The following is a 26,937-nucleotide window of genomic DNA, read 5'->3' as shown; positions in this document are numbered from 1 at the left end:
GCCCCCTTCCCTCCTCGGCCCTGGGGCGCTCAGTCCGCCCCGGTGTCGCCCCGGAAGCGCGAGCGAGCCGTTTTCAGGTGCGCCAGCCCCTGGGCGAGGAACAGGCCTTGCGAGCTTTCCGGATCGACCGTCGTGGCCCGCTCGGTGAGCGCCGTGATGCGGTGATCGATCGCATCGACGATGACGGCGACGATGACATTGTCGAACTGCACGCCCGTCGTGGCCTGTTGCGGGGTTACACAGCGACCCGGGCTGGCAAAGGCGAGATAGTGCGGCGCGACGGGCCACCCATGACGCAGCGCCTCATCGACGGCATGGCCGATCTCGCGCTCGCCGTGAACCAGTTCGTCGAGGAGCATGCCCCGGGACATCGGCTCGATCGTCTTCAGCGCCCCGGCGGCGATGGTGATCGCGATCGGCTCCGTCGAGGCGAGCCCGACGATCTGCTCGGACGCGATGACCAAGACGTCGCCTTCGCGGACGTCCCACTCATTGAGGCTTGCCTCGTAGGCAGCTTCGCTGGTGTCGAAATGATGGATGCGGTGCATGACGCGGGTTCCCGTTCTGGAGGATGGAAGGGCCACGCCGGTCATTCGTAGCCGGGACGCGTGGCGGGGAAGCGCTCGGGCGGCAGGCCGGTGAATGTGTAGGCGCGGTGCCGACCGCCGGCGTAGAGGCAGGAGTCCACCTTGGGCCGGTGACGCTGCAGGCGTTCGAGCAGCCGGTTGGCGCGACGCATCGCGCGCACGGCGCTCTCATCGTCGAAATGGATGGCGATCGCGCGGACGAAAGTGCCGGAATCGTAATACCAGCCACCCTCCTCGGGCCCGCCATAGTCACGGTCGATCTCGTAGAAGGCGAGGATGCTGCGCATGGGGCGGTTTCCGATCTGACGGCGCGGCGACCATGGCCGGCTCGTCCCGCCCCTCCCCCTCCTCTCCTGCGCGCTCAGAGGTCGGGGTTGCGCTTCGCGGCCTCGGCAGTGAGCTGGCGCACCAGGTCTTCGCGATCGGAGCGGATCTCGCTGCTCGGTGCTTCGATCACGGCCGCGACGCGGTTCAGCAGATTACCCAGATCGCGGTCGCTCATCGTGCTCTTCAGCCGCGGCACGGCGACGGGGCGTTCCTCGGTCTGGCGGTCGAGCAGCAGCACGAGGATCGACGGCTTGATGTCCTCGGTCAGCGCGCGCGTGTCGACGATGTGGCGACCGCCCTTCGTGATCCCGAACATGTCGAAGGTGGGCGACCGTCCGTCATTGGCGTTCGGTATGGTCGAGCCGCGATCGTGGAACTGGATATCGCAGAAGCGGGCGGTGCCGTCGGTATCGTAGGGCTGGAAGCTGAAGGTGGTGCGGCGGCCGTCGCTGGTCTTCGTGATGATGGTGAACGCACCATCGGGTACGTCGATCGGCTTATGCGGCACATCGTTGAAGCCGGCGAAGCCGATGCTCTGTGCATCGGCCATGCACATGACGGGCAGGTCACGGATGTCGGGCATGACGGTCTCCATTGTCGAAGGGTGGTTGTCGGAAGGGGGGATCAGGCGAGGCGCGTGGCCCCGCCGAAGGCGCGCAGCGCCACGGCCATCTCGCGGCGAAGGTGCGCCTTGTTCGAGACGACGATCTCGGGGCAGACAGGCTCGCCGGATGCGGTGACGTAGCCATGGGCGAGATGTTCGCCGGCGATCTCGACGCGGATTAGATGACCCCGCCAGGGTGCGGGTCCGGCGTGACGCGCGGTGAACTCGCCGAGCTTGCCGACCAGGCCCTTTATTGCCTTGCCCCAGCGGATGTGACCCGCGCCGACATTGCCGTTGCCGGCATGGCCGCGATCGAGCCAGCAGCGCAGATGCACGCGCTGCTGGAGGGCCGAGTTGCGGGTGCGTGCCATCGTCCGGCACAGCGGCAGGGCGTCGGCGAACGCGTCGAGGACCCGGAGCTGGTCGCCCTGCAGCGCGATCAGGACGTCATCGATCTCGCGGTCTCGGAGGAGATCGCGCAAGGCCTTGCCGTGCCGCAGATCAGCGATCATCGCATCGGCAAGGTCTGTCGTGATCGGGTGTCCGGCATCGGCGGCGTAGCCGGCAACGAAGCCGTCGCTACCGAGCGTGACGATCAGGAGGCCGTCGCGCTCGCTGCGCCTCAGTGCCTCGTCCATTTCGGGTGAGGCTGGGGCAGCCTGGAACTCGCCGGGTTGCACCTCGGCGAGTGTCACTGCGGCGACGACAAGCAGCCGTCGCGACCAGCGCGTCGGTCGGGCCTCATCATCTGGTTTCGCCCAGCTGCTCGGCAGCGGACGCGCCGGCTTGATCGCAGCCGCCTGCCTCGGCTGATTATCCGCTCTCAGCGCTGCCAGGTTGGCGCGACGGGCAGCATCGAACAGGTCGGTCGTGTCACCCCCGCCCTCGGCGAAGCCGACGCTATAGACGTGGCGCATGGCTTCGCGCGATGCGTTGGCCCAACCGTTGTCGCCGATGCGATGGTTCCATCCGGCATGTGCAGCGTACCAGCCATCGGCGTAAGCGACGGCTCGGTCCCAGTCGTAGCCGTGCTCGTCGCGGCCGCGCAGGATCGCAAGCTCGCGCTCGCCGATCTCGCCGGTCGCGGCCTGAGCCTCGGTGAAGGCGAAGTTGCGCGCCTGCCGGTCTGCCTCGACCTGGGCGCTGATCGTGTCGTTGATCGGGCGCATCGCGGCGATCCGCTCGCGGCTTCGCGCCATCCGGTCGGCCGGCGATGCGCTCGGCGAGAGGTCGGGATACGCGCGCCAGACGGCAGCGAGCGCCGTGGCATGTTCCGGGCTGCGGCCTCGCGACAGCCAGCAGTCAGTGACGGTTGGGTCGAAGGGGGTTTCTTCCTCGGCGGCGCGTGCGGCCGGGGCGAGCGGGAGCGATCCCGCCGGCGGGGTGCCGGCGGGCTGCACGGGCAGCATCAGCATGGCTCAGCCTTTCGGGATCAGGGGCGCAGCGGCGCCGGCATCGTCAGCCATTCCGGCTCGTCGTCGGTGATCGGCTTGTCAAACTTCGCCGCCTCATCCTCGCTAAACACCGTCGCGAGTCCGAGGCGGCCGAAGTCGTCTTCGTTGTTCCAGAAGCTCAGGCCATGTTCGGCGTCACGGATGGCGAGCACGTAGCCGTCCACGGCCTCGTCCGGATCCTTGATTTCGCGGGTAATGGCGCGGTCGATGATCGACGTCGTGTTGTGGAAGTCGATGCCGGCTTCGGTGATGACGACGCAGCCGCCCTCGAACTCGCCGATGCGCAGGCGATCGCAATCGTAGGTCCAGGCAAACGCGCAGGGCAGCGCCGATTTGCAGCCGGTGAAGATCAGGTGCGCCACCTGCTCGACGCCGAACTGCTCGCCTGAGAAGGTCACCTCGCAATCACCCTTGTCGTCGGTGCTGCCGACGGTGATGTCGGCATCGAAATGCGGAACGCGGGATCGTCGAACAGCGCGAGGAAGCTGTCGAACGGCCGGGCATCCGTCGCCGGAAAGACCGTGGCGAAACACTCGCCCAGGCGCTCGTAGGCGGTCTGCAGGTCATCGGCCTCGCTGGTCGTGTCGAGGATGTCGGCGGCCTGCTCGGCGGAGCGGATCAGTTCGGCGTCTTCGACAGACATGGTGAGCACGAACGCGGCTTTGGTGTAGGTGTTGGACATGAGGCGTCTCTCATCGCCGGCCGGAGCGGGCGCATGCGAATGAAGTGGTTCGGGACGGTGTTCTGCTGGATCAGCCGGTGCTTCCGGCGAGACGCTGGCGAGCGGCCTCCGCTTGAGGGGGAAACGCGGCCGACAGGTTCGCATGCAGCGTCGCGAAGTCGTCGATCGGGAAGCGCCCGTCGGGGTTCGGTCGTGTCGTCAGCAGCGCGCCGATCACCAACTCGTCGTGGTCGCGGCGCGGGATCATCGCGACCGAGCCGACATAGGTGACCGGCGGGGCGAAACCGGCCTCGATCCAGCTGCCGAGACCGTCTTCGGTGAGATCGGCATAGGCACGGACGGCGTCGTCCTGGTCGTTCTCGACGTGAAGGACGAGCGTGCGATAGTCGCCGAAGTCGTGCCGGTTGAGCAGCGGCTCGAGGCGGCAGCCGGTGGGCGGCGGACCATGGCGGGCGATGACGGCGAGACGGTACGCCATCACCTCGAAGCGGTTCACCGCCGCGAAGTCGGGCGTGTGGCCGACGGATGCGCAGGGCTCATTCGCCGGCGCACCGCCAAGGTCGTTGAAGTAGGGCATGGGAATCCTCCATCGATCATCCGATCGACAGTTCTCCTTCCCCTCCTCTCCCGGGCTTCAGCGGTCGATGAAGCGCTTAGCGGCTGTCTGTGCCGGACCATCGTGTGTCGCCACGGTGCGCAGACGGTCGGTCTCGAGGGTGGCGCCAAGCGTCTCGGGCAGATCAGCATAGGGCTGCGCTATGCGGATCGCTGATGCGGCAGTCGGCAATTCGCCGATCGCCGTGCCTTCCCAGAGGATAATGGTTTCCTCGTCCGCCAGAACGGCGTGCGGCGCGAGCACCTGGACGAAGAAGGTCTCGAGCGGGCGATCCCACCCGATCGTGACTTCGGTAGCGCCGGCCTTGCCGGGGAAGCTGTGACGGCTCATCGGTCGATCTCCTCGACGGTCAGGCGGCAAGCGTGATCCACTCAGCCTGCCACGGCCGGGGACGCGGATCGAAACGGAGAACACCTGGCACGGTGTCGACGCCGTTGCTGGCGCGCTCCTGTAGCCAGTCGATGTAGATCGCCGCGTCGGCGAGGTCGCCGGCGAGGAGGTCATCGAGCATGGCGCTCTCGCGGACATGCTGTTCGCTGAGCGAAAACCAGTCAAGCGCGTCGAGGAACCGCTCGCGGCGGTCGATGAAGCGCTCGAGGCGAGCGGCGTCCGCCCTTGCCGTGGCAAGGGCGTGTCCGATCTGCATGGCCATCGCTTCAGGCCGTCAGCAGCAGCGGTTCGGCCGCAGGCGGCGGACCAAGCTTCAGGTCGCGGCGCAGACGGGCGGCGAAGCGTTCGGGCCGGACCAGCAGCAGGATCTGGGCGTAATGGTCTTTGCCATGGCGCACCCCGCCCCTGATGGCGCGATAAGTCAGTTCGCGACCCTCGCGGATCCCGCCGATCGCCAGTTCGACCACGAAGTCGTGCGTCGCCAAAGCGACCGTGCCGGAGATCGAGATATCGCCCCGCCACGAGCGGACCTCATAGCCGCCCTCGGGCAGATCCATGACCCTGGCGAGGTCGTGCATCGCCTTCTGCCCGTCGGCGTGGAAGCGATCCTTGGCGATCGCATCGAAGTCGACCCCTCGCAGCGCGAGTGCCAGGATGGTCGGGAAGTGGCGCAGGTCGTCGAGACGGCGCGTGCAGGCGAAGCGCAGCGTGTCGTCGTCGCGGCGGTTGGTCGACACCGTCGCCATGTGGCGCGCCAGCAGCACGACGGCCGGATCGGTGTCGGGGCAGACGCCGGCGTTGCGGCAATCCTCCAGCGCCTTCTCCATCGCGTGCAACGTGGTGCGGATGGTGGTGAGCGCGCTGGGGTCGAGCGCCTGCTCGTAGCGGATCGGAACGTCGTACATGATCGAGGGTCTCCGGCACCGGATCGAGCGCAAAAGCCACGCTCCCCTCAATCCTTCCCTCTCCCCTCCAATGCCCCGGGGCTCCGGCTGAAAGCCGGGAGTGCTTTATGCAGGCCTGGGCATGGATCGGGCAGCGTAGGCCTCGGCGTGCGCGGCCTTGATGCTGGCCCAGCCTCCCCGGCCGGTCACAAGTGCGCCAAGCGGCTTGCGAACGCGCCAGATGTCGCGGGCGAGGTAGGCCACCGCGATGTAGCCGTAGAGGGTTCCAGCGACGGGCGGCCGCTGGATCATGCCCGCGGCTACATCGGGCTCGCCGGCAAGCCAGCGGAGAAGCGCGAGGGAGCCGTATACCAACGGCACCACGAACCATGTCCGTTCGAGGAAGCCGACGAAGCTTTCCTGAAGGATGCCGGGGCGGACGCGTATCGACCGGCTGATCCTGGCGACCGGCAGATGAGAGGAGGCGACGGCATTTGGCGCGAAGGCATACCAGACGCCGAATGCCACGAGCGCGATCACCGGCACGATCTGAACCATGAGCCTGATGGTATCGTCCATTGTTCGCTCCTTTTGGCGAGGATCATCCAGAACCCCGAGCGCGGATGATGGATCGGGCCTGACACATTACCGGTCGGCCCGGAAGGATGGAAACGTCTTTCCGGGTTCGGGCAACATCTTTCCAGATCCGGGGGTCGACGACGATCGCGATCGTCACGGGGACCGGTGAGAGGATGTGCGGAATCGTACGCTAAGCAGCCTTTGCGGCGCATAGATCGAGTGACGGGTTGCGTGACATGGATCGCCCACGATCGAACAGGACGAGCGATCGTCACGCAAACCCTCGTTTGCGGAGCGTCCCATTTCTCCATATCCAACGGGCAATTTCGGTAAAAATCATTTGGGAACAGGTTTCGAGAAAGCCGGTCTGCCGTGACGTAGGCGATCGGCCCAAACTGCCCGGATGTCTCGCTAAACCTTCGTTTATGGAAAGCGGGAACGACCGCAAACGCCCCGTAGCGGACGTTTCTTGAGCACCGTGGCATGGGTACGAGACTAGCCGTCTCTGTCAGGGCTTGCGTGTCTTCCGTCGAGTAGCGATCCTGCCGGCTCCGAGGTGTGAGAAACAAACCAATGGGCGAAGCTGGATCTGAACATGTGCACCCTGATCATTGGTCATCCAAGCATCGTGAGCTGATTGCGCATTTGCGAGCGCAGCATCTACCTGGCGTTGACACAGACGACGAGGCTCTAGCCGCCGGCACTGTTGAACAAGCTCGCCTGCTCTTGGTCACTGCGGGTGGTTTGCTCGGGCTGACGTTAACCAAGCTGCTCGACCTTGATCGAAGTGTATGCGCAGCACCGATTTACGTCGAGGTCGCAGCTTTGAGCATTGCGCTGCTTCTTGGTTGGTTCGGTTTGTTAATCGGCTTGAAAATGCGGGCGCAACGGGTTGATCGACGGTACGACATCTACAACGCGCACATCGATGCGCACATGTTAGCGGCCAAGCACCAGCAAGCAATCGACCTTACCACTTTCGATCGTGTTTATGATAGCGCCTTTAATCCCGAGCGAGCTTCGCGCCGACTGATCGGACGCCTCCGCTTCTGGGCGGCGTTGCTGACTTCGCTAGGAATCTCAATGGCTGCGGTAGCTGTCATTGGGACGATCTCACCGGATCGCTGCCTCGGAGGATCGCATATTGGCGGAATTGTTCCGAACGATAAAGGCGGGGCGGATGTCCGGTAGCCACCAGTCCCGGACATCCGGTCGCGCCGGAGGCGGTTGTCCGCCACGGAGACTCAGCGCATGTCAACGTCATTCGGCGAAAGCGGCGAAAAGGCTTGCTGCTATTTGCGAGGCTCCTTCGAGAATGGTCTCGATATCTTCGTACACTTCCGGACAGTTTTCGCGGGGAGCGCAATACCGCAGCTGCAGCCCGCCAAATGTCCGCCGTGTGACCTTTCTCCTGCTCAATACCGTCACCGCGTGGTGTCTGGGGTCATTAATCAGGCGGAGAAAGGTGTCCTCAATTGCCAGCTGCGGGCCTTCGAGCGCCTGTAAAAACATGTCTCGTCGACAAAGCAATACCCCGGTTATCTCGTGACGCTGGTTTAAATGGCGTGCCTGGACGCAGATCCCGTCAATGATGACCGGGGTCACGGGGCGGGATGAGGTGCTTATGTAGAGTAGCTGGATCATGCCAATCTCTCGTTCGAGACCCAGCTACGCGCTGAAGATTGGTAGTTGATCTACATCAGGTTCAATAGATTATCTAATCATAATAACGACATCTTGCCGCCTTTTGGGACACACTCTCTCTAACGCTCTGCTGCGCTGACCCCGGCGAGCGATCCGTCTGCCGTACGCGATCGCTCCGCTCCGGGCGGTCCATGATACCCGTCGGGCCGCCGTGACATTCGCCGCGCCGATCGCCGCCGTCACCGGCAGAGCGTTCCGGTCTAGCGCCGTGTCGCCATTCCACCAAACCACGACATTCCCAAAATTCGATCCCAATCGGGACGATCGCGCGTAACGTACGATTCCGAACATCCTCTAGCCGGCCCCCGTCACGGCATGATCTCGGCGCTGATCGCGGCGAAGCTGTTGGGTGAGGCGGACGCCTTGTAGCGCGTAGCCTCGACCAGCGCGCGATGCTCCGGGCCTTCGTAGGTCGGATGGCCAAGATGGTTCACGCTCGCGAGCTTGCGGCCGATCACGCCGGTCTTGCCCGCCGGCACCCAGTCGGCCCAATCGCCGAAGGCGGAGACGACGACGATTTCACCGATCAATGCCTCGTAGGCGAGAATGGCGCGCAGGATGTAGCTGTCACGCGGTTCGACCGGTTTGCCGGTGAAGGCGGCGTAGCGGTCCGGCATCCAGTTGCGCGCCGTCTGGTGGGCAAGGTCGATCTCGATCTTCGTCAGATGGTCGCCGGCGGCCGCCAGTTCTTCGGCGAAGGCGATGACGGCAAGCGACCAGTTTACGTCCTCCTCATAGGCCGGCGCGTCGAGGCGCAGCGCGTCGGGCATCGCCGCTTGGCGCTCGTCGTAGAGGATGAAACCGCCATGGGACGGCGTGGTCACCTGGAACACGCCGGGCAGGCGTTCGGTGGCGGTGTCGGCTTTCCCCCACGGGGTCAGGTCGGGGGCGGGCGTCGAGTTGAAAGCGGGCATGATCGTCTCCCTGATCGATGCTCCCCGCCTTCCCGCTCCTCTCCCTCTCCGCAGCCGGGATGATCTGCTCTTCGGCCGGTCTAGGGATTGAGGCCGCGGCGCTGTATCTCGGCGAGCGCGCTGCTGGCGATCGGCGTCTCGGACGTCTTGTGGAGATGTCCGCCAGATCGAGCAGATCCTCGTCGCCGAGTGCGGTGATAGATGCCTCGATGAGGGCGAGGCGTTTCTTAGCGCGCGCCCCTTGATCGGTGTGGCGCTTTATTCGGTCACTGAGCATGCCGGGTCATAGCAGGGGCAATGCGGGATTGGCAGGCCCGGGACCTGTGCCGTCACCCGCATCGGTTCCGTCACCGTCGTTTGCGGGCTTCGCAGGAAAGGCGCTCGCCGCGACGCCATTTCGCCGGGTCGATGAAGTACCCGCGATGCGCGCCGGCATGTTTCGCCGCGGCTGCATCGTATGCGGCGACGTATTGGCGGGCGCGCGCCGGGTCGGCTTTAAGATATTGCACCGCCGGCACTGCGAGACCGGCGGCGATCAGCGTCTGCCCGAGATCCTTGCCGTCGATCGCAATCGTGCCCACCGGACGACCGTAGCTCTGCCTATTCGTCAGCCGGATCGTGGCGTTGCCGTTCTTCAGCAGCCGACTGGTGAAGTCCTGTGATGCCTTGCCGCACGGCCAGCAGCCCGATCTCGTGCGGCACAGCTGCCTTTTTTCAAAGGCGTCAGCGCCGAGCAGGCGGATGTCGATCGAGACGGTGTCGCCATCGATCGCCCGCCCCATGGCGGTGACGGGAGTTCCGCCTTCGGCCTCGGCTGCGGTGCCCTTGCAGGCCGGGGCCGATAGCAGGAGCGCGAGGGTCAGGATCAGGCGCATGCGCGGATCTCCGGATGGTCGGCGGCGTCAAACTCGACGATGCACCAGGGCTGCAGCGGCTCGTTGCTCGCGACGACGACGGTCGGGATGCCGTCATCGGTCATCCGTCGGGCAACGCGGAGGGCATTGTCGCGGCTGCACAGGGTTCGCCGGAGCGGGGACGTATCGGAAGTCATGGCGGTTTCCATCAGGCGGGTGTCGCAGGAGCGGACGTGGGTGCGAAGACGGTGCGATGCACCTTCGTTTCGGGCACCACGGACCAGGCGAGTTCGCGGAAGTTGCGGATGTGGTAGCGGCCAGATCGCTCGGGGGACCTGAACCTGATCGAACTGCCCTCCTTCACCACGATGAACTCGTTGCCGACATGGCCATCGGTGAAGGTCATCGGCGTCGCCAGTTTGATCCGCATGCCGTTCTCGATCTTGCGGCTGCGCGTGCGGAGCCGAGCAAGGCAGCGGCGACGCCAGTCGAGAGCATGCTCATAGGTGGTCGGCGTGAGCAGCTTCAAGATTCGCTCCGGGCAGCTATCCTCGCAAGGCCCCATGGTTTCGTCCATGTCCTTGTACCCAAACTGCAAATCTTCCTTGTCGCGCGGGTTCCAGCGGACGAGGCAGACGATGGCGACGACATCGCCGGGCACGTCGTTTTCGAGCTTCTGCGCCGCACCGTACCAGACGCGATTGCCGACGCAGGCACTGTCGAGCACGCGCATGCCTTGGGTCGTGCCATCCTCGAATGTGCGGCTGTAGGTGAACTGATCGTCCAGATAGGCCTTGGGTGTTTCGTGTCCGCCCATGTGGTGACGGTTCATGTATAGCCAGCCCATGTCGGTTTCTCCTGAATATGTGGGTCATGCCGCCAGCTTCATCGGCGACGGGTCGCGGGCCTCGACGTCGACATCAAAAGCGCGTAGATAGTTGAAGGCCTGTTCGGCCTTGGCGGCGGCGAGGAAGATCGCGCTCTTGTCGGCGCGGAGCACGTCGAGCCAGTGGCCGATATAGCTGGCATGGCTGTCACGAAGTTCGGTCGGCAGGCCGAGTTCACCGCAGATGATCGCGGCGCCAGCCTCCGCACAGAGCTCCTCGATCGAGTATGCCCTGTCGCCGAACCGCTTGCCGAAGGTGCGGTCGAGGCGCGACTGGTGGCCCGACCAGTGGATGGTCTCGTGTGCCCTCGTGGAGGCGTACGCGTCGGCCGACCTGAAGCTGCTGGCGTGCGGCAGGCGAATGTAGTCGAGGACCGGACTGAAATAGGCCTCCCCACCGCCATGACGGACCTCGGCCGGGATCGCGGCGAAGAATGCGTCGATCGCGTCCTGGCGGTCCGAGAGCAGCTGCGCCGTCGGGGCGACGTCCCGCGGGTAGTAGTAGGATGGCAGGCCCTCGATCTCGTCGGCATTGTAGACGATGTACGAGCGCAGGAAGCGGATCAGCTGGGCAGACGCCTCGCCGGTCAGGGTCGGCACGCCGGCCTTGCGGAAGGTCGACGCGTAGATCGACATCGAGGGCTGCGCGTCGCGACGGACGCAGCCGCCAAGCTCGGTCGCCTGGCGGGCGGTCATCCAGTAGCGGCTGCGGTGACCGCGCATGTCGGCGATCGACCAGAGCCAGAGGCAGTTGATGCCGTTATACGGCGTGCCTTCGTGGCGCAGCGGTCGGCCACCCTCGCCGGTCAGCGACCACGGACGCACCCATGGCGGGACACCGGCTTCGAGGCGGGCGATGATGGTGTTGGTGATCTCGGTCGCGATGTCGCGAGCCGGTTTCGGAGCGGGCATGGCGCTCTCCTGCTCTGGCGATGGAAAAGGCACCGCCGGCGTCTCGCTGGTGGAGACGCCGGCGGCGAGGTGCCCAGGTGCGGTGTCGGAGCCGCTATTCGGCCGCGACCAGCTCGTCGTTCACGTTGTCGTCGTTCTCGTGCCCGAGGCCCGATGGTTCGTCGGTCGCGATCTCGCCGGCATCCACGCCGTCTTCCGCTTCGCCATCATCCGGACCCCCGATCAGGACGGCCAGATCGTCGCCGATCTCACCGTCATCGGCCTCGCTGTTCTCGGCACCCTCGACGTCACCGTCGCCGTCATCATCGGCATCGCTGCCGGTGTCGTTGAACCGCATCGCCGTGGGCACCCAGGCCAGTGCCGCTTGCCTGACCTCAACCTCGACCATGGCCTCGCCGGCGAACAGCTTCTGGCAGGACGCCGAGATCTCGGTCTTCTTGCTGCTGGCGTGACGACCGGACAAAGCGGGACCGCCGACCTCGTCGAGCAGCGAGAGCAGCGCACCCTTCGACACGCGGTCGAAGAAGTTTTCGCTGGTCGGACGCCACCAGGAGGCGACATCGACCTCGAGGATCGACGCGAGCCGGTTCTGCAGCGGGTTCTGGCGGTGCGAGCCGTATACCTCCTTGGCCTGCAGCGACGTTGCCACGACCCATGCGAGCCATGCCGCCTTGACCTCGTCGTCGAGAATGCGGAACGCCTCGAAGCGCGCCACCTTGTCGCCGGACTCCTGCCACGTCGCATCGAGCCCGTCATGAACCTCGGCGAGATAGTCGCGCGCACGCGATGCCGGCACGTTGTTCGACAGCACCGGGTCCTGCGGGCTCGACGCGCTGATCGTCGTGCCACTGCCCGACGAGGCGCCGGAGCGGCCATCGGCCATCGCAAACAGCATATAGTCGAGCGCCAGCCCCGGATTGGCGATCATCGCCGCACCGAGCACGTCGCGCCGCTGCACGGCGAGCTGATCGAGCAGGACCTGGCTGAGCGCCTTGCCGCCGGGAGCCGCAGCGTCCGGATCGACGGCCGGTTTGCCGGTGCTGCCGGTCGTGCTGCCTTCCTCGATGCGGAAGGTGATGCCGAGCCCTTCAGGGCGGTCGCCGGCTTCATCGCCGCCTTCGATCGTGGCATCGTCGCCTTCGCTGTCACCCCGCTCGTCGGGCTCGATCATGGAGACGGTGAGCGGCGTCTCGCTATAGTAGCTGTCGTCCAGCTCCATCTCGCCGTTCTGGGTGAGGACCAGGAAGGTGCCGATACGGGGCGCAAGTTCAGCCGGCAGGATCTTTGGACGGCGCTGAAGGGCCTCTAGTTCCTCGTGGAGCGTGTCGTGCTCGGCATCGAGCAGCTTGAACGCGTCCTCGTCCAGATCCTCGTTCTCCATCTCATCCTGGAGGACACCGATGCGTGTCTCGATCTCGTCGAGGCGCGTGGCCTCCTCGTCGGTCATCGGCTGCGTCGGCAGGTTGACCCGGAACAGGCTGCGCGCCGCCTCCCAGGTGCTGTTGGTGGCGATCGGGCGGATCCAGGCCAGCCCCAGCTCGTCACCGACGCGCTTGGCCTCGGCTTCCATCAACGCGGCGGCGAGTGTCTGGGCAATCTCGGGGTTGGTCCAGCGGTCGCCGCTGTCGCTGAACAGGTCGCGGTCGACGACGCCGCCTGCCACTGCATAGGCGTCGGCGCCGACCAGTCGCGCGATCGGATCGTTGGACTTCATCGCCTCGTTGGCGATCACCCGGCGGATGGTGTCGGCGCTGTGGTAGCTGCTGTTGCCGTAGCTGTTCCAGACCATCAGCTGGCGCTCGTGGCTCGCGGTCGAGGCATAGGCCTTGGCGAGGTCAAGCGTGATCTTTCCGCTGGCGAGCGCGTCGAAGATCGGCTCGGCGAGGCTGGCGAGACGCAGGCGGCCCTCGATGAAGCGGCGGGTCAGGCCGAACCGCTTGGCGACCGCGTCGATGTCGCCATTCTCGCCCAGGAAGTGCTGGAAGGCGCGGCATTCGTCGGCCGGCGTCATGGCGAGACGCTGGAAGTTCTCGGCGAGCGAGGTTTCGGACAGCGTCGCATCGTCGGCGGTCAGCACCAGGACGGGCACGTCATAGTCGGCCACCGCGACATCGCCGCGTTCGGCGAGCAGCATCAGGGCGCGAAAGCGACGGCTGCCAGCGATGACGGCGAACGATCCGCGGGGCTTGCGGACGGGCGTGACAATAAGGTTCTGGAGGATGCCGCGGGCGGAGATATCGGCGGCGAACTGCTCGAGGAGATCATCGCCGGCTTTCCGCACGTTGATGTCGGAGAGCGTCAGTTTGGCAAGTTTCACGGTCTGGATCTGGGACATGATGGCAACACCTTATTCTGTGATCCGGCTTATTCCGGACATCATCTCCCTTCCCCCTCTCCTTTAACGCCCCGGGGCCGCCAACCGCAGGTGGTATGTCGGATCAAGCGTCCGGATGGATGTTCCAGTCCAGATCACGCGCTATCGACGAGTTCGTGCTCTCTTATAAGGAAAGCATCGTCGTCACGGCTCCGTACTAATGTCTCCAAACATGATTTAGGAACGCTTCTTGTTAACCGTCCTGCTATAGCTTGGTCGTCATACGCGTTGCTTTGAGGTCGTTGATGCTGAAAGTTGGTCAGGTGAGTGGTGAAGACGCACTTGCCTTTCTGGCGAGGCAACGCCTCCCGCCCACGCCGCAAAACTACACGCTTGCCTATATCGCAATCTCGCAGCCGCGCTCCCCTATAGGCAGGGCCGTAAATGCGATTACGGATGGCGGCATCCGCATCAGGCAGGAGGAGGCAAACGAGATCGTCGGGCTGTATGCCGGAGGAAGTCCTCGCACCGACCAGGTGGAGGACGATCCCGGGCACGACGCACTGCGTCATCAGGCCATCAAGCTCGGCGAGGTCGCTTCATCCGCAGCGGCTGCAACAGGTGAGTTTACACGTGACCTGAGTGCGGAAGCCGAGGCACTGGACGAAGGTGCCGTCCGCACTGTTCAGATCGTCACTCGGATGATCGAGCGCTCTAAGCGAGCGGAGGATGATCTCAATGCCGCAGTCAGGGAAGTCGACTCCCTCCGACAACAACTCGAGGCTGCGCGCGACGACGCCGAACGCGATCAGCTGACCGGCCTGGGAAACCGGCGTTCGATCGAACGGCACCTGCGCCAAATAGCCGAGCGTGGCGTCTCCCGGGTGATCGGTATATGCGACGTCGACCGCTTCAAATCCATCAACGACCGCTACGGCCACGGGGTCGGGGACCGGGTGTTGAAGATGGTTGCATCGTCCCTGAAGAGCAGTTGCGAGCCGCATTTCGTAGGCCGCTGGGGCGGCGAGGAGTTCCTGCTTATCGTCGCAGGCGATGATCCGAGCATCGGCATAACCTTGCTCGACAAAGCGCGGGAAGACCTCGCAATCCGGGATTTCAAATTGCGTGAGACGGACGAGCCGCTCGGAACGATCACGTTCTCGGCCGGGGTTGCAGTCGCCACCGGTAATCACGCCGCCAGCGTTGCCGCTATCCATCGGGCTGACGCGTGTCTCTATCGTGCTAAAGCGGAAGGGAGGAACATGGTACTCGGTGAAGAGCGCCCTCCGGTAATCGTGGCAACCTTATAGTCGAGGACCGTGAGGCCATCCTGTACGGCAGTCGCTTGTCGCTCGACGTCATCGAGAGTGACCGGTCGACCTTTGCCGGAAAGGGGACCGGTGAGAGGATGTTCGGAATCGTACGCTAAGCAGCCTTTGCGGCGCATAGATCGAGTGACGGGTTGCGTGACATGGATCGCCCACGATCGAACAGGACTAGCGATCGTCACGCAAACCCTCGTTTGCGGACGTCCCGTTTCTCCATATTCAACGGGCAATTTCGGGAAAATCATTTGGGAACAGGTTTCGGGAAAGCCGGTCTGCCGTAACGTAGGCGATCGGCCCAAACTGCCCGGATGTCTCGCTAAACCTTCCCTTTCGGGAAAGGCTCGAAGCGACCAGCTCAAGACATTTAGCGCCGTCAATGCGAACGACGGCTTTCGGCCCAGAAACGACGGCGGGTACAGGGCATTCGGCAGGGACGGTTGGCCGCTGATCGCCGGGATCTGGTTTCATAAAGTTTGGCGCAACAATGGTTTGGGCCGTGACGCCGGTCGGTGCGGTGCCGCGAATGATTGTGTTGATCATCTCGGGAGTGAAACATCTGGCGCTCACACCCCAGGTCGATGAGACCTGCGATGCTGACGACGACGCGCGCGGTGCATCTGCCTCAACCTAGACACCTTAGCAAAAACGGCGGTTCGTAACGGTTCGGTCGCGATTATTGTTGTCCCATAACGACATTCTTCGTAACAAGAACAAGCATTGCCCGCCTAATTTGCGACTCCGATTCTCGTTCGGTGCCGTCAAATTTCGGCGTTTTCGCGATGACTGGTCACTGTCTGCACTTGTCGGGGGGCGGGAGATGCCGGGAAAAGTTGACAAGGTCATCGTCACCAACTTCGGCGCGCTCCACGGCAAGTATGGCGCGGCCGATGCCAACGTCCACGCCGCGCTCACGCGCTGGGTCCAGGCCGACCTGCAGCGCGGATTGGTCACCGAAGTGGTCGCCGTCGACGATGCAGCCGCCATGCAGGCTGCCGGCGGACCTGCGGTAACGAACGCTCTCGACTGCGCGCAGAACAAGCAGGCAATCGACGACGTCTATCGCGCCTTCGCGCCCGACTACATCGTTATCCTGGGTTCCATCGACGTGATCCCGCACCAGGACATGCTGAACCCGCTATACAGGGGCCCCGGCGGCGACGATCCGGACGAACACGCGTTTGGCGACCTGCCCTATGCCTGTGACACTCCTTACGGCCAGGACATCTCCGCTTACAAAGGTCCCACTAGGGTCGTCAGTCGCCTTCCGGACCGGACCGGTGCGCAGGATCCGCAGCGGCTGTTGGACCTGATCGATGCGGTCATCCGCCATCAGCCGCGGCCCCGCGCCGACTTCCAGGACTATCATGCGGTATCGGCCGAGGTGTGGAAGGATTCGACCCAGCTGTCGGCTAGGAACATGTTTGGCTCGGACAGCGACCTCCAGCTGGTTCCGCCAGCGGGGCGGCCATGGCCCGGCGCGCGCTTGGCCCGCCTGGTGCACTTCTACAATTGCCATGGCGCGTCCGTGGATCCTCAGTTCTACGGTCAGCGTGGCACGCAGTATCCGCCGGCATTAAACAGCCAGGATCTGGCGGGAAATGTGACCGAGGGGGCGGTCGTCACAGCTGAGTGCTGCTATGGCGCCGAACTCTACGCGACTAGCGCGGTCCAGCCGGTCGCGCCAACGTGCAACATCTATCTCGAGGCGGGCGCAATCGGCATGTGGGCCGGCACCACGATTGCCTACGGTCCGGCGTCCGGCAACGGCCAGGCGGATCTGATCACGCAGTTTTTCATCATGGAGGTCCTCGCTGGCGCGTCGACCGGACGTGCGGCTCTTGAGGCCCGACAGCGCTTTGTGCGTGCCGCGTCTCCGGCTGGCCCCGAGGATCTGAAGACACTCGCGCAGTTCAACCTCTATGGCGACGCGTCTGTGGTCCCGGTCGAGATACCGACCGCGACGAAGGCGCCTCCCGGAACAGCGGAATCGGTCGCCAAGCGCGCGACCCGGGTGGACAGGCGCCTGTTGCTCGCACGCCAAGGCGTTTCCCTGCTGGCATCCGAACCGGATCTCGTAACGAACGACGGGATGGCCTCGGACCTCATTATCGGCCAGTTGCGTGCCCACATAGATGGTGAACGCGAGCGCGTCGGGCCGGTGCTCGGATTTCGCCTGCGTTTTCCGGATCAGGGCTTCCTCGCATATTCGCTCAAGGAGATGCAGGACGCGAGCGACGGCTACGTCGTCGCGTTCGTCCGCATCCCGTGTCCCGACGATGCTCCGGTCCGGCCCGTCAAGCTCCTCGTGGGGCGTGTCCAGGGTGGCCAGGTCGTGCGCGTATCGACCGTGGTGAGCCGGTGACCACTTCTACCGGTGCGCCGCGATACCATTCCGGACGCAGGTGCATTAGGCTCGTCCCATGGAGGAACTCACTGGCCTCGTCACGTCCGGGTTGCTCGCGCCTGGCTCGAAGAGCGAGCGTCGCGGCATCTATCTCGATACCGCGGCCGGCCGTTTCGTTCTGCGGCGGCCGGGTGCGAACGCCTTCAGCGACCCCGTGCTTGAGAAATTGGTCGGACGCCGGATCACCGCGTTCGGGGAGATGCGGGACTACATCCTGCTCCTGGCGGACTGGCGCGCGGTCCACGACGACTAGCGCATCCGACGACTGGTCGGTGCTGATCGTTGTGCGATCGTGCACGTCCCGCTCTCCGATGGGACGTCACGCGTAGAGAAAACTGGCTTGGGGGGATTTCCGAATGCGAAGTCGTGTGACGTTCCAGCTGCAGCGGATCCTCGATCAGGCCCACGAGGCCGACGTCGCGCAGGTGCATACCTTTTCCAAGGGCGTGGGCGCAGCCGCGGGGCGCACGAAGCGCGTCGATATTCCTGATGGCTTCTCTGCACGCGACTACGCGATATTCCTGCTTCATGTCGCGGCGGAGATCGAGCACGGCCTCCTCGTCCAATACCTTTTCGCCGCCTATTCGCTCGGCGGTCCTCAGGTGCCGGAGGCCCATCGCCCGCTCGTGGCGCGCTGGCAGGCGACCCTCCTTGGAATCGCGCGTGAGGAGATGGGACACCTTGTGACAGTTCAGAACCTGCTGAAGCTCATCGGCGGACCGCTGAACCTTGAACGGGATGATTTCCCTTGGGACATCCCCTTCTACCCCTTTCCCTTCTCGCTGGAGCCATTGAGCGTCGGACTCATCGCGCGCTACGTGTGCATTGAGAGCCCCGAGGAATGGCCGGACGTCTGGGCCGCTCGTCGCGATGAGATCCAGAAGATCGCGTTCCCGGGCGGTGCGAGCGACTTCAAGAGAGTCGGTCAGATCTACGACACGTTGAAGGCTCTGCTAGGTGACAAGACCCTGATCGCGGACGAGGTCTTCCATGCGGATACCCTCAGCTTCCAAGCGAGCTTCGCGGAGTATGGACGTGGGCATTCGCAGGGAGCCAGAGGCGCGACGAAGCCCGGCGACAAGGTGCCGGATGTGCTGATCTACACCGCCTACTCCCGCTCCACCGCACTGCTGGCCCTTTCGGCCGTTGCCGAGCAAGGGGAGGCCTCGCACAGCGACGCGAAGGATTCCGCCCCTTCGCACTTCGAGCGTTTCATGGAGCTGTTCCTGGAAATTGAGGGTGTCACCGACTGGAACCCCTGCCGACCCGTGATCTCCAATCCTCGCGCGGTTGGAGATGCGGGTGCGGTGCCCGGAACGAACTACATCGGCCATCCCGAGGCGCGCGTCTGGGCCCGGCTGCTGAACCTGCGCTATCGGATGCTCCTGGCCTACATCGCGCATAGCTTCCGGATTTCCGGCGACCATGGCCAAGCCGAGGGTCTGTCGCGCGGAGCTGTGCTAAACAGGGCGTTCGGTGAGATGTATAACCTGCGGACCCTCGCCAGCATTCTCGTCTCGATGCCAGCCGACGATCCCGCGACAGATGCGCGTGCGGCTCCGAGCTTCGAGCTGCCCTATTCCATGAACCTACCGGTGCTCGACCGCGACGTGTGGCATCAGCACATCGACCTGCTGCAGGCTTCGAAGGGGCTGATCGAACAGGTCCGCAGCACCGCCGGGTCTGGTTCCGATGACTATCTGGATTCGCTGCTCGCGCTCGACGAGCAGGCAACCGCGACCTTCGAGGCAGCGCGTCGCGGAAGTCAAGGGCCCGGCGCCGTTTACAACGTGGGAGGACGGGCATGACCATCACGGAGCTCCGCATATTGCCTCCGCTCTCGGTGGCGCGCTTGGGCGCGTCCTCGACTCCGCTAGAGAGCTATCGGCTGGAGGTGGGCGACGAGGCGCTCGGCTATCGCAAGGTCGTTCCCGACGAGACGTTCGAGCTGAACCAGGATAGCGGGGAGATCGTCCGGGCCTACACGCCCGCGAGGATCAAGTTCCGCGACGGAGACGAGGTGCGGCCGGTCGCGCCATTTCTCGAAGTGTTCGCCAGAACGGCGGACGACGTGCTCGAGCCGCTGACTATCGATCTGCTGAAGGCGCTCGGTCTCGACGCGGGAGATGTTAGCTGGACCGTGCATGTGGGTTGCCGAAAGATCGAGCGTCGCACGTTCGATGAGAACGACAGGATAGAGGCTATCCTGAAGGTCGATGACCACGCCCGGCACAGCATCGACGCCACCTGTCCCAACTTCCGCGATGGGATGACGTTGCCCTTGGGCTGGGCGCAATACGTTCGTCCGACCGAGGAATTTCCGGAGATTCGATTGAGGTTTACGCCTGCGGCCGGGCACGTCTACGGCGCAAGCCCCACTGGCTCGGTCTACGACACGAAGAAGCCCGACCCGCCGCACACGGACGACAACGTTCCCGCTGATCGCATAATCTACGACCCGCGCAAGGGGGACTGGCTTGGCTACGATGAGAGCAAGACGGATCCGCATCTGCTGACGAATCCGGGGACCATATTCACCCAGGACAGCAACAATCTTAGTCGCGGCTACTTCGACGACGAGTGCGACGGGGTAGTCGCGGTGTCCCTTGTGATCGACGGAAAGACTCTCAGCGCATTCGGCCGCATCGGGTCGGGGCCTCCCACCTTTGCACCTGACACGATCCCGATCCGCACCGTCGCCGATGAACTCGAGCAGATTGCCTTCGGTGTCGATCACGACGGGCTCGCGACGCTCGCGGATGCGGAGGAGATACTTCGACGTGCCGTTGAGACCGTGCGGTTGTTCAATACCACGGCACTTAACGGCAACACGGTTAAAGGGCGGACAGATCAGGCGAGCACGATGGTCCGCCAGGACTCGAACGACTTCAGTCGATTTTTCGAGCCGATCATGGCGCCGGCAATTGTTGACAACCGCGCTATCCTCGCGTTGCACCAGAACGTGCTGGCTGCGTTGCGCAGCGGCACGGGTGCCTGGTTCGGAGACGCATTGCGCCGCCCCGAGCAGGTGGGGGATCTGAGCGATCTCGGACGCCGCAAAATGCCCGCCATGATGCGCGGCGCCGATGGACGCCACCTTGTCCTTACCCGCCGGCAGATCGACGCGGTCGTCTCCGCGGCCATGGGCAGCCTGTTTACCGATCCGACCGAGGTGTCCGCATGACGAAGATCTCTCCGAGCAATCTCGCGGCGCAGCTAAACTACAAGGGCCGCGGCAACCCTTGGAACACGCTGCCAGTCACTGCCATTTCCAACTGTTTTCCCGGCCTGGAATTCGACTTCCGTGTGATCTGGCGCAGGATCTTCGAGGATTTGACACTGATCGAGTGCCACAATCTCGTGCTTGAGGGGTCGGATCAGCTTGTAGACCTCAAGGGTCACCGTCTGTTGGCGATCGAGGATTCCCACGCCGCTACCGGAGTCCTGCCGATGGTCGTGGAGACGACTGGAACCCAGAGACCCGGGACCGGTCCGGCGCCCCTCGCGTCTGCGTTCAACAAGAACGGCGTCTCCTTTATGGAATGGGCGAACAGCTTGGCGCGCATTCACGAAGCCCAGGGACGGTCTGTCTTTGGCTACTTTACGGCGGAACCGTCACCAGAGGAGGTTCTGATGCCGGAGGATCCGTCGGACGTCGCCAAGCTGTTGAAGGTTAAGCTCAAGGTGCGCCCGATCTTCGAGAGCAGTTCTGTGGACGGCAAGCCGATGGCCACGCTGTCGAAGGAACTCATCGAGCCCGGCGAGCTCACGCAAGGCCTCTGTTCACCTTGGCAGAACGACTATCGGGAATGCGCCTGCTACTACTGGGCCGCGAGCCGGCCCGATTTCGTGAACGTGGTCGATGGCCCGGACGGCACCAGTGTGGGCGACAACTGGATGGCGATCGAGCGGCCGGCAGGCGGCGGCTACATCCTCGACGACCGCAAGGACGGCGCGGTTTGGAGCTACGAGCAGTTGTTCCGGAACTGGCAGGGATACCTGAAGTTCGTCGTTGGTGGGTCTGAGGAGCAGGACCGGTTGGATCGGTCGTAGCCCGATGAACACGGCAACTGCCATCATCGACGCCTCGCGCCCCCGCTCACGCGACGCCCATGTGCTCCGATCGGAGGGTGGTGCTCAGCTCCTCCTTCCGGACGGCAGCCAACTGTTCGACATCGACGAGGCGCTCGCCGACGAGTTGACGCTGGCCGGCTCGTCCGAAGATGGTGCTGCCACCGCTGCGATTCTGGCGCGCCTCGGTCTCGAGCCTCGCGTGGACCGCTGCGCGTCGACCCCGGACGATCGACGCGTGCGGGCGATCTCGCTCGCGGTTGCTCAGAGTTGCAATCTCGGCTGCGGCTACTGTTACGCCCAGGGTGGGTCGTTCGGTGGGTCGCCCAAGGGGATGGACCTGGCGACCGCGCAGGCCGCGATCGACATGCTGCTGCGGGAGACCCTTCCCGGCGAGCGGGTCAACGTCGCTTTTCTGGGTGGCGAGCCGCTCATGGGTCGCGACGTCGTGCATGCGTCGACCCGTTACGCGGTCGAGGAAGCGGCGCGGCGCGGTATCGCCGTTTCCTTCTCCATCACCACCAACGGCACCCTCGTTTCCGATCGCGACATCGAGCTGTTTGACGCGCACCGCTTCGCCGTCACCGTCAGTCTCGACGGTGTCGGCGGTGACCACGACCTGCAGCGTCCCTTCAAGGGTGGCCGCGGAAGCTACGCGCGGATCATGGAGCGCATTTCCCCACTGCTCGGCCGCGCGCGTGGCTGCCAGGTCTCGGCCCGCGTGACGGTCACGCCGCGGAATCTCGACCTGCTGCCGATGCTGAATCACTTCACGGCTCTCGGCTTCCACAGCGTCGGGTTCTCGCCCATGCTTTCCGCGCCCGGCGAGGAGGATGAGATGCAGGAGGGGCACCTGCACTCGATGCTCGAGCAGATGGTCTCCTGCGGCCAGGAGTTCGAGGCAAGGACCGCCGCCGGGGAGCGCTATCCGTTCCTGAACCTCCTCAACGCGCTTCGCGAGATCCACCGCGGGACTCACCGCCCCTATCCCTGTGGTGCCGGGGCCGGCTACTTTGGCGTGTCCGCGGAAGGTGAGTTGGCCGCCTGCCACCGCTTTGTCGATGCGCCGGAAGGTGCGATGGGCACGCTTGCGGACGGCGTCGATCGGGAACGGCAGGACGTCTGGCTGAACGAGCGGCACGTGCACGCTCAGCCTGGATGCCGTTCGTGCTGGGCTCGCTACCTCTGCGCTGGCGGTTGCCATCACGAAACACTGAGCCGTGGCCGTCCGGCCTGCGACTTCATCCGTGGCTGGCTGCATTACGCGATAGGGGCCTATGGCCGCCTCTCGCGGACGAGGCCCGACTTCATCGACCAACTGGCGCGGTGACTGGCCTTACCGACGTGATCGTCGTCGGCGGCGGTCCGGCCGGGTGCATCAGCGCGCTGGCGCTGTGTCGTCTGGGCTTGTCGGTCCGCCTGATCGAGGAGCATGCTGGCGCCAGACCCCATGTAGGAGAGGCGATCAGCGTGGCCGTTCTCCGCCAGCTCCACGACTTAGGCCTCGAAGGAGTGCTTTATCGTGCAGGCTGGCGTCGGTTTTCGCGGTGCGACGAGCGCTGGGCATCGGAAAGCTGGATCACGAGGGACGCACCGCCGGGCGCGGCGACGTTAGACCGGGGCCGCTTCGATGCGGCACTGGGGGAGATCTGCCGGGAGGCGGGTGTCGTCGTCGATCTCGGACGGCGCGCCACCACCGCCATCCGTCGGTCAGAAGGAGGTTGGAGCGTTATGCTCGCGGATGGCCAGGTTCGTGGGGCCAACTTCTTGGTCGATGCGGCTGGTCGGCGGGGCCTGTTGCCGAAATTGCGCCGTTGGCAGGGACCGCGGACAATCGCGCTCTATGCCTATTGGAGCGGCGCGGGTCTCCCGGATCGACCCCGCGTCGCGGCCGGCGAGGGCGTTTGGGCTTGGGGCGCACCGGTCGCGGATCTGGGCTTCAACGCTACGCTGTTCACCGATCGCCATGCCTTGCCACGGAGCCGAGGGGATCTGCGCCAGATTTATCTCGACGGGCTGGCCGACACGGATCTCCTGCCTTCATTCGGAACCGTCCTATCCTGCGGCCAGGTAACCGCGTGCGACGCCAGTGCCTGGCTCGACGAGGAGGCAGTGGGCCCGGACTATATCAAGGTCGGAGAGGCGGCGCAGAGCTTCGACCCGCTAGCCTCGTTGGGCGTCCAGCACTGCATCCAGTCGGCCCGTAGTGCGTCCGTCGTGGTCAACACCATCCTTCGCCGGCCCGGCTCCCAAGCCGTTGCGCGGAAATACTATGAGGAGAGGTTGGAGCGATCGGCCTGGACGCATGCCGTCGCGACCACAGAGATCTACGGCCGGAGCGTCCACGCCGAGAAGCCGTTCTGGCGGTCGCGGTGTGCGGGCGGCGCGGCGGTAGCGCGGGTCGAGGCGCATCCCATGAGCGGTCCCAAGCCAGTCGCATCGACGCCCATCCATCTGGACCGAAGCCGCGTCGTAGAGGTCCCCTGTCTGTGCGGTGATTTCGTCGAGCCGCGCCTGGCGGTCTTGGCCGGGACCGAGGCGGAGCCTGTGGCCTTCCTCGGCGGCATTCCGATCGACATGATCGTACCAGCGATCGTGGATAGCGAAACGGTCGGGGACCTGCTGGAGGCACTCGTGCGCGGGCAAGCGGGAACTCAAGCCGACCGGATCTGCGGCTGGCTCATCGAGAGGGGAGTCGTCGGCTTTTGAGAAGAGCTGCCATTCGGCATTTCAATGGCGAACGGCGGCAAAGTCCCCAGATGGCGATCACGCGATTTGCTGTTCCAGCGATTCGCAGATTGTAGCCAGGCGGCGGCGTCGGGTCCAGACTGGCCCGGGTCTCAGGACCAGGCAGATCGGCTCCTAGCCGGTGGCCAAGAGCCGAAGGGGTCAAATCTCTGTGCCCTCCGCTAGGGCGAGCGCATCCTCGATGTCGACGCCGAGATACCGAACGGCGTTCTCGATCTTGCTGTGTCCGAGCAGGATCTGAACGGCCCGCAAAGTCCCGGTCGCTTTGTAGATGATCGAGGCCTTTGTTCGTCTGAGGGAATGAGTGCCGTACTCCTCGCGCTGTAGGCCGATCCCCGATACCCACTCATCGACGAGCCGAGCATACTGTCGAGTGCTGAGGTGGTCGGAATGATCAACGCGGCTCGGGAAAACGTAATCGGCAAGGGTACCGCCACGGCGCTCAAGCCAGCCAAAAGGCTGCCCCTGGCGTCAGGAAGGAGCTCAAATTGAACGGGGCGCCCTGTTTTTTGCTGCACCACCGACGCGCGTGGTCGAACCTGTCCGCCGCTGACCAGATCGCCGATCTTCACACTCACGACATCGCAGCCGCGAAGCTTGCTATCGATCGCGAGATCGAAAAGCGCCCGATCGCGCAGCCGTCGGTGCTGGTTGAGGTAAAATCGAATCTCCCATATTTGCTTTGGTTTCAATGCTCGCTTTGCGCCGACCATCTTCCCCGCATTCCATGCCCGCCGGAGGATGGCAGCCGGCTCAGCCTTCGAATCTTCCATGGTATCTCTCCTGTGGCCGAATTGGCCAACATGAGATTGCGCCCGGCGCGACGACGATCATCAAGGCCGACGATTCGGATGCGGCGGCTCGCTGCTCGCGACCAGATTGAAACGTTCGCTTCTGGCTGCACGAACATCGCAGTCTGACAGGAGCAGTCATTCGGGCTGCTTCAGGCCGCCGCCCGGCGGGAACTGCCGACAAATCCGCCGTTCGACGGCCCCTGTCTGCAACCTGAAAGCGGTCCTTCGTTCACCAAGTTAGAGGGCTAGGGACATCCTCTGGCTGTGGGACTAAGTCGCGATTCCCAACGACCAGTTAATTACACGGCTAAGCTGGTGCGGAGGTCGTCCAACACATCACGTCAGGCGGCTGCTGATGTCCTAATTGGGGTCAGTTCCGGCGTTGTGCACGAGGTAGAAGTCCTGGGCGCGCTTGACCTTCACGCGGAGTGCGGCCTCGCGAACCTCGCTCGGCGGATAAAATGCCTGGAGCGCTGCGATCATCGCCATGGCGCTCAGCGGATACCATTTGTTCTCGGCGATGTGCGTGAAGACCGTATCGGGATCGAAGGCGATTGCGGACTTGAGGCCTTCCCAGTCGTCGCGGCAGAACTCGACCTTGAGCTCGTCCGCGGCCCGGTCGGTGACGATATAGCCGTGAAACGAGGGATGGAGATCCTGTGCTTTCAACAAAAGGCCGACCATCTTGTAGTCGTCCGGATCGAGCTCGAGACTGTCCGCTACTTCCTGCTTCGCCTCGTGGATGGCCGTGACGAAGGGTGACGGGCGTCCCTCTTCGTCGCCATGCGCGAGCGACAGGTGGCCTGATGCGGACACCTGGTACCAGCCCTTATAGCCGGCGGCCTTCTCGCTGCGGCGGCGAATGAGGACCTGTCGCTGGGGTGTCTGTTGGGGCGTGTCGGAGATAATCACGACTTCTACCCCCGGGTTGTTCGCGAGAACCGACTTCGACAGGTCGCCATAGGGCTGATAGCAAAACGAGTTCCGAATGGTCGTCTCTCGCCCGTTCTCGTCGGCGAAGGGAACGTCGATCGCGCTGTTCGTGGCCCAGATCCGAAAGTAGCTGGTCTTTGAGAAGTTGAAGGTCACGAGCCCGCGCTCGTCCTCTTGCCCCTCAGGCGCCTGATCCCAGGAATCAAGGCGCGCCAAGGAGTTGTCGGTTAGGCCGCCCGCTTTCAAGTGATGGTCGGACAGCGCCGTGTCGAACAGGTGTTGGAACTGCTTATTGAGGATCTTGGGATAGGTCTCTCTATCCCAATGATTGACGTCGTCGAACGTGATCGCGACGTCCCGAGGCGCAAAAGGCTGCTTGGGTATCCCGAGGATGGGCCTCGCGGGAATGGTGATGTTGCCGATCTTGTAGAACCCGAAATCGTTGTCGAGCGTATTAGCGATCAGGTCCTCGACGTCCTTGTATCGTGGCGGCAAGCCGATAATCTTGACTATGCCTCGTAGGAGCTGCGGCAATTCGGGCCCATGCGTCATGGCCGAAACATTGGTGAGTCTGCCCGCGATCCGGTCGAGGAACTGCGCGGGCAGCTTTGCCTCGTCGGTCTCGACGGCCAAGAGCTTGCGCGCTGCATGCGCCGCCTCGAATTCCTCGAGCACATAGGGCGATTGGCCGGCGGTGCGGGACCAGAGGCCCACGACGCACCGTGCCGCTCTGACCTCATCCATGAGCGAGGCCAGTTCGTCGGAGACATCCGCCTTGGGCGCATACCAGACCGAATAGCCTGCGCGCTCGAAAATGCGCGCGAGCTCATCGACTGCGATGCTGCGGTCGGCACGGCGGTAGCTCAGGAAAATGTCGGCCATGATTCCTCGAATTCCTTTGATTGAAGGTCTTGCAGATGGCGTGGCGGCTTCGTCTTAAGGCAGGGTGCCG

At 64.2% G+C, this 26,937-nt stretch carries 29 protein-coding genes and 1 pseudogene; 9 read left to right on the top strand and 21 right to left on the bottom strand.

Features of this window, described 5'->3' with window-relative positions; all coding sequences use genetic code 11:
- Positions 1-29: 29 nt before the first annotated feature.
- The 11 genes from FOY91_RS02755 to FOY91_RS02710 all read right to left on the bottom strand — a co-directional run bounded on the left by FOY91_RS02755 (position 30) and on the right by FOY91_RS02710 (position 6,123).
- Positions 30-548: a hypothetical protein gene (locus tag FOY91_RS02755; RefSeq protein ID WP_145147881.1), complete on the bottom strand. Its 519-nt coding sequence runs from the start codon at positions 546-548 to the stop codon at positions 30-32.
- Between the two features lie 41 nt (positions 549-589).
- Positions 590-874 carry a hypothetical protein gene (locus FOY91_RS02750; protein WP_145147879.1) on the bottom strand — a complete coding sequence of 95 codons (285 nt, stop codon included), beginning with the start codon at positions 872-874 and terminating at the stop codon, positions 590-592.
- 74 nt (positions 875-948) lie between these two features.
- Positions 949-1,497 (bottom strand): hypothetical protein, encoded by a 549-nt coding sequence (locus tag FOY91_RS02745; protein WP_145147877.1) that lies wholly within the window; start codon positions 1,495-1,497, stop codon positions 949-951.
- A 41-nt stretch (positions 1,498-1,538) separates the two neighbouring features.
- A complete protein-coding gene (locus FOY91_RS02740; RefSeq protein WP_238995199.1) occupies positions 1,539-2,933 on the bottom strand; it encodes a hypothetical protein in 1,395 nt (464 codons plus the stop codon).
- Positions 2,934-2,950: 17 nt separating this feature from the next.
- Positions 2,951-3,370, bottom strand: a complete 420-nt coding sequence (locus FOY91_RS22225) for a hypothetical protein (RefSeq protein ID WP_238995198.1) — start codon at positions 3,368-3,370, stop codon at positions 2,951-2,953.
- A complete protein-coding gene (locus FOY91_RS22220; protein ID WP_238995197.1) occupies positions 3,367-3,654 on the bottom strand; it encodes a hypothetical protein in 288 nt (95 codons plus the stop codon). Before FOY91_RS22220 ends, FOY91_RS22225 begins: the two co-directional genes overlap by 4 nt.
- 70 nt (positions 3,655-3,724) lie before the next feature.
- Positions 3,725-4,231, bottom strand: coding sequence for a hypothetical protein (locus tag FOY91_RS02730; RefSeq protein WP_145147875.1), 507 nt, complete (start codon positions 4,229-4,231; stop codon positions 3,725-3,727).
- Positions 4,232-4,288: 57 nt separating this feature from the next.
- Positions 4,289-4,600: a hypothetical protein gene (locus FOY91_RS02725; protein WP_145147873.1), complete on the bottom strand. Its 312-nt coding sequence runs from the start codon at positions 4,598-4,600 to the stop codon at positions 4,289-4,291.
- A gap of 19 nt (positions 4,601-4,619) precedes the next feature.
- On the bottom strand, positions 4,620-4,922 hold the full coding sequence (locus FOY91_RS02720) for a hypothetical protein (RefSeq protein WP_238995196.1): 303 nt from the start codon (positions 4,920-4,922) through the stop codon (positions 4,620-4,622).
- Between the two features lie 4 nt (positions 4,923-4,926).
- Positions 4,927-5,565 (bottom strand): hypothetical protein, encoded by a 639-nt coding sequence (locus tag FOY91_RS02715; RefSeq protein ID WP_145147871.1) that lies wholly within the window; start codon positions 5,563-5,565, stop codon positions 4,927-4,929.
- A gap of 105 nt (positions 5,566-5,670) precedes the next feature.
- Positions 5,671-6,123 (bottom strand): hypothetical protein, encoded by a 453-nt coding sequence (locus FOY91_RS02710; protein WP_145147869.1) that lies wholly within the window; start codon positions 6,121-6,123, stop codon positions 5,671-5,673.
- 573 nt (positions 6,124-6,696) lie between these two features.
- On the opposite strand from FOY91_RS02710, the gene FOY91_RS02705 reads away from it, so the two are divergent.
- Positions 6,697-7,314 (top strand): hypothetical protein, encoded by a 618-nt coding sequence (locus FOY91_RS02705; RefSeq protein ID WP_145147867.1) that lies wholly within the window; start codon positions 6,697-6,699, stop codon positions 7,312-7,314.
- Between the two features lie 69 nt (positions 7,315-7,383).
- On the opposite strand, the gene FOY91_RS02700 is transcribed toward FOY91_RS02705, so the two are convergent.
- From FOY91_RS02700 to FOY91_RS02670, 7 genes are all read right to left on the bottom strand, one after another.
- Complete coding sequence (locus tag FOY91_RS02700) at positions 7,384-7,767, bottom strand: BLUF domain-containing protein (RefSeq protein ID WP_145147865.1); 384 nt, start codon at positions 7,765-7,767, stop codon at positions 7,384-7,386.
- Between the two features lie 368 nt (positions 7,768-8,135).
- Positions 8,136-8,741: a DUF7007 domain-containing protein gene (locus FOY91_RS02695; protein ID WP_145147863.1), complete on the bottom strand. Its 606-nt coding sequence runs from the start codon at positions 8,739-8,741 to the stop codon at positions 8,136-8,138.
- 347 nt (positions 8,742-9,088) lie between these two features.
- A complete protein-coding gene (locus tag FOY91_RS02690) occupies positions 9,089-9,616 on the bottom strand; it encodes a thermonuclease family protein (RefSeq protein ID WP_145147861.1) in 528 nt (175 codons plus the stop codon).
- On the bottom strand, positions 9,607-9,792 hold the full coding sequence (locus FOY91_RS02685; RefSeq protein ID WP_238995195.1) for a hypothetical protein: 186 nt from the start codon (positions 9,790-9,792) through the stop codon (positions 9,607-9,609). The genes FOY91_RS02690 and FOY91_RS02685 overlap by 10 nt, the downstream gene beginning before the upstream one ends.
- Before the next feature lie 11 nt (positions 9,793-9,803).
- On the bottom strand, positions 9,804-10,442 hold the full coding sequence (locus FOY91_RS02680) for a DUF6927 domain-containing protein (protein WP_145147857.1): 639 nt from the start codon (positions 10,440-10,442) through the stop codon (positions 9,804-9,806).
- Positions 10,443-10,466: 24 nt separating this feature from the next.
- Positions 10,467-11,393 (bottom strand): ArdC family protein, encoded by a 927-nt coding sequence (locus FOY91_RS02675; protein WP_145147855.1) that lies wholly within the window; start codon positions 11,391-11,393, stop codon positions 10,467-10,469.
- Between the two features lie 94 nt (positions 11,394-11,487).
- A complete protein-coding gene (locus tag FOY91_RS02670; protein ID WP_145147853.1) occupies positions 11,488-13,728 on the bottom strand; it encodes a ParB/RepB/Spo0J family partition protein in 2,241 nt (746 codons plus the stop codon).
- 284 nt (positions 13,729-14,012) lie between these two features.
- Here FOY91_RS02670 and FOY91_RS02665 point away from each other — a divergent pair, with 284 nt between their 5' ends.
- Complete coding sequence (locus FOY91_RS02665) at positions 14,013-15,017, top strand: GGDEF domain-containing protein (RefSeq protein ID WP_145147851.1); 1,005 nt, start codon at positions 14,013-14,015, stop codon at positions 15,015-15,017.
- A gap of 237 nt (positions 15,018-15,254) precedes the next feature.
- Here FOY91_RS02665 and FOY91_RS02660 read toward each other — a convergent pair whose 3' ends face one another.
- Positions 15,255-15,575: a hypothetical protein gene (locus tag FOY91_RS02660; protein ID WP_145147849.1), complete on the bottom strand. Its 321-nt coding sequence runs from the start codon at positions 15,573-15,575 to the stop codon at positions 15,255-15,257.
- Positions 15,576-15,852: 277 nt separating this feature from the next.
- Here FOY91_RS02660 and FOY91_RS02655 point away from each other — a divergent pair, with 277 nt between their 5' ends.
- The 7 genes from FOY91_RS02655 to qhpG all read left to right on the top strand — a co-directional run bounded on the left by FOY91_RS02655 (position 15,853) and on the right by qhpG (position 24,219).
- Positions 15,853-17,397: a hypothetical protein gene (locus tag FOY91_RS02655; protein ID WP_145147847.1), complete on the top strand. Its 1,545-nt coding sequence runs from the start codon at positions 15,853-15,855 to the stop codon at positions 17,395-17,397.
- Between the two features lie 58 nt (positions 17,398-17,455).
- Positions 17,456-17,692, top strand: a complete 237-nt coding sequence (locus FOY91_RS02650) for a hypothetical protein (RefSeq protein WP_145147845.1) — start codon at positions 17,456-17,458, stop codon at positions 17,690-17,692.
- Between the two features lie 115 nt (positions 17,693-17,807).
- Positions 17,808-19,247 carry a ferritin-like domain-containing protein gene (locus tag FOY91_RS02645; RefSeq protein ID WP_162527106.1) on the top strand — a complete coding sequence of 480 codons (1,440 nt, stop codon included), beginning with the start codon at positions 17,808-17,810 and terminating at the stop codon, positions 19,245-19,247.
- On the top strand, positions 19,244-20,623 hold the full coding sequence (locus tag FOY91_RS02640; protein ID WP_145147842.1) for a hypothetical protein: 1,380 nt from the start codon (positions 19,244-19,246) through the stop codon (positions 20,621-20,623). Before FOY91_RS02645 ends, FOY91_RS02640 begins: the two co-directional genes overlap by 4 nt.
- Positions 20,620-21,492 (top strand): hypothetical protein, encoded by an 873-nt coding sequence (locus tag FOY91_RS02635; protein WP_145147840.1) that lies wholly within the window; start codon positions 20,620-20,622, stop codon positions 21,490-21,492. Before FOY91_RS02640 ends, FOY91_RS02635 begins: the two co-directional genes overlap by 4 nt.
- A 4-nt stretch (positions 21,493-21,496) precedes the next feature.
- Positions 21,497-22,840 carry a radical SAM/SPASM domain-containing protein gene (locus FOY91_RS02630; protein WP_145147838.1) on the top strand — a complete coding sequence of 448 codons (1,344 nt, stop codon included), beginning with the start codon at positions 21,497-21,499 and terminating at the stop codon, positions 22,838-22,840.
- Positions 22,837-24,219 carry a flavin-dependent monooxygenase QhpG gene (gene qhpG / locus FOY91_RS02625; RefSeq protein ID WP_162527105.1) on the top strand — a complete coding sequence of 461 codons (1,383 nt, stop codon included), beginning with the start codon at positions 22,837-22,839 and terminating at the stop codon, positions 24,217-24,219. The genes FOY91_RS02630 and qhpG overlap by 4 nt, the downstream gene beginning before the upstream one ends.
- 180 nt (positions 24,220-24,399) lie before the next feature.
- Here the strand turns inward: qhpG and FOY91_RS02620 are convergent.
- Positions 24,400-25,031: pseudogene (locus FOY91_RS02620) on the bottom strand (tyrosine-type recombinase/integrase).
- A 381-nt stretch (positions 25,032-25,412) separates the two neighbouring features.
- The gene (locus FOY91_RS02615) at positions 25,413-26,867 is read right to left on the bottom strand and encodes a toll/interleukin-1 receptor domain-containing protein (RefSeq protein ID WP_145147834.1); all 1,455 of its coding nucleotides are present in this window, start codon (positions 26,865-26,867) and stop codon (positions 25,413-25,415) included.
- Positions 26,868-26,937 lie beyond the last annotated feature (70 nt).

Origin of the sequence: Alterirhizorhabdus solaris (genome assembly GCF_007785815.1) — a bacterium.
In the GTDB taxonomy this organism is placed as follows: domain Bacteria; phylum Pseudomonadota; class Alphaproteobacteria; order Sphingomonadales; family Sphingomonadaceae; genus Alterirhizorhabdus; species Alterirhizorhabdus solaris.
Note: the sequence above shows the minus strand (reverse complement) of the source record. Positions and strands in the feature narration are given on the sequence as shown.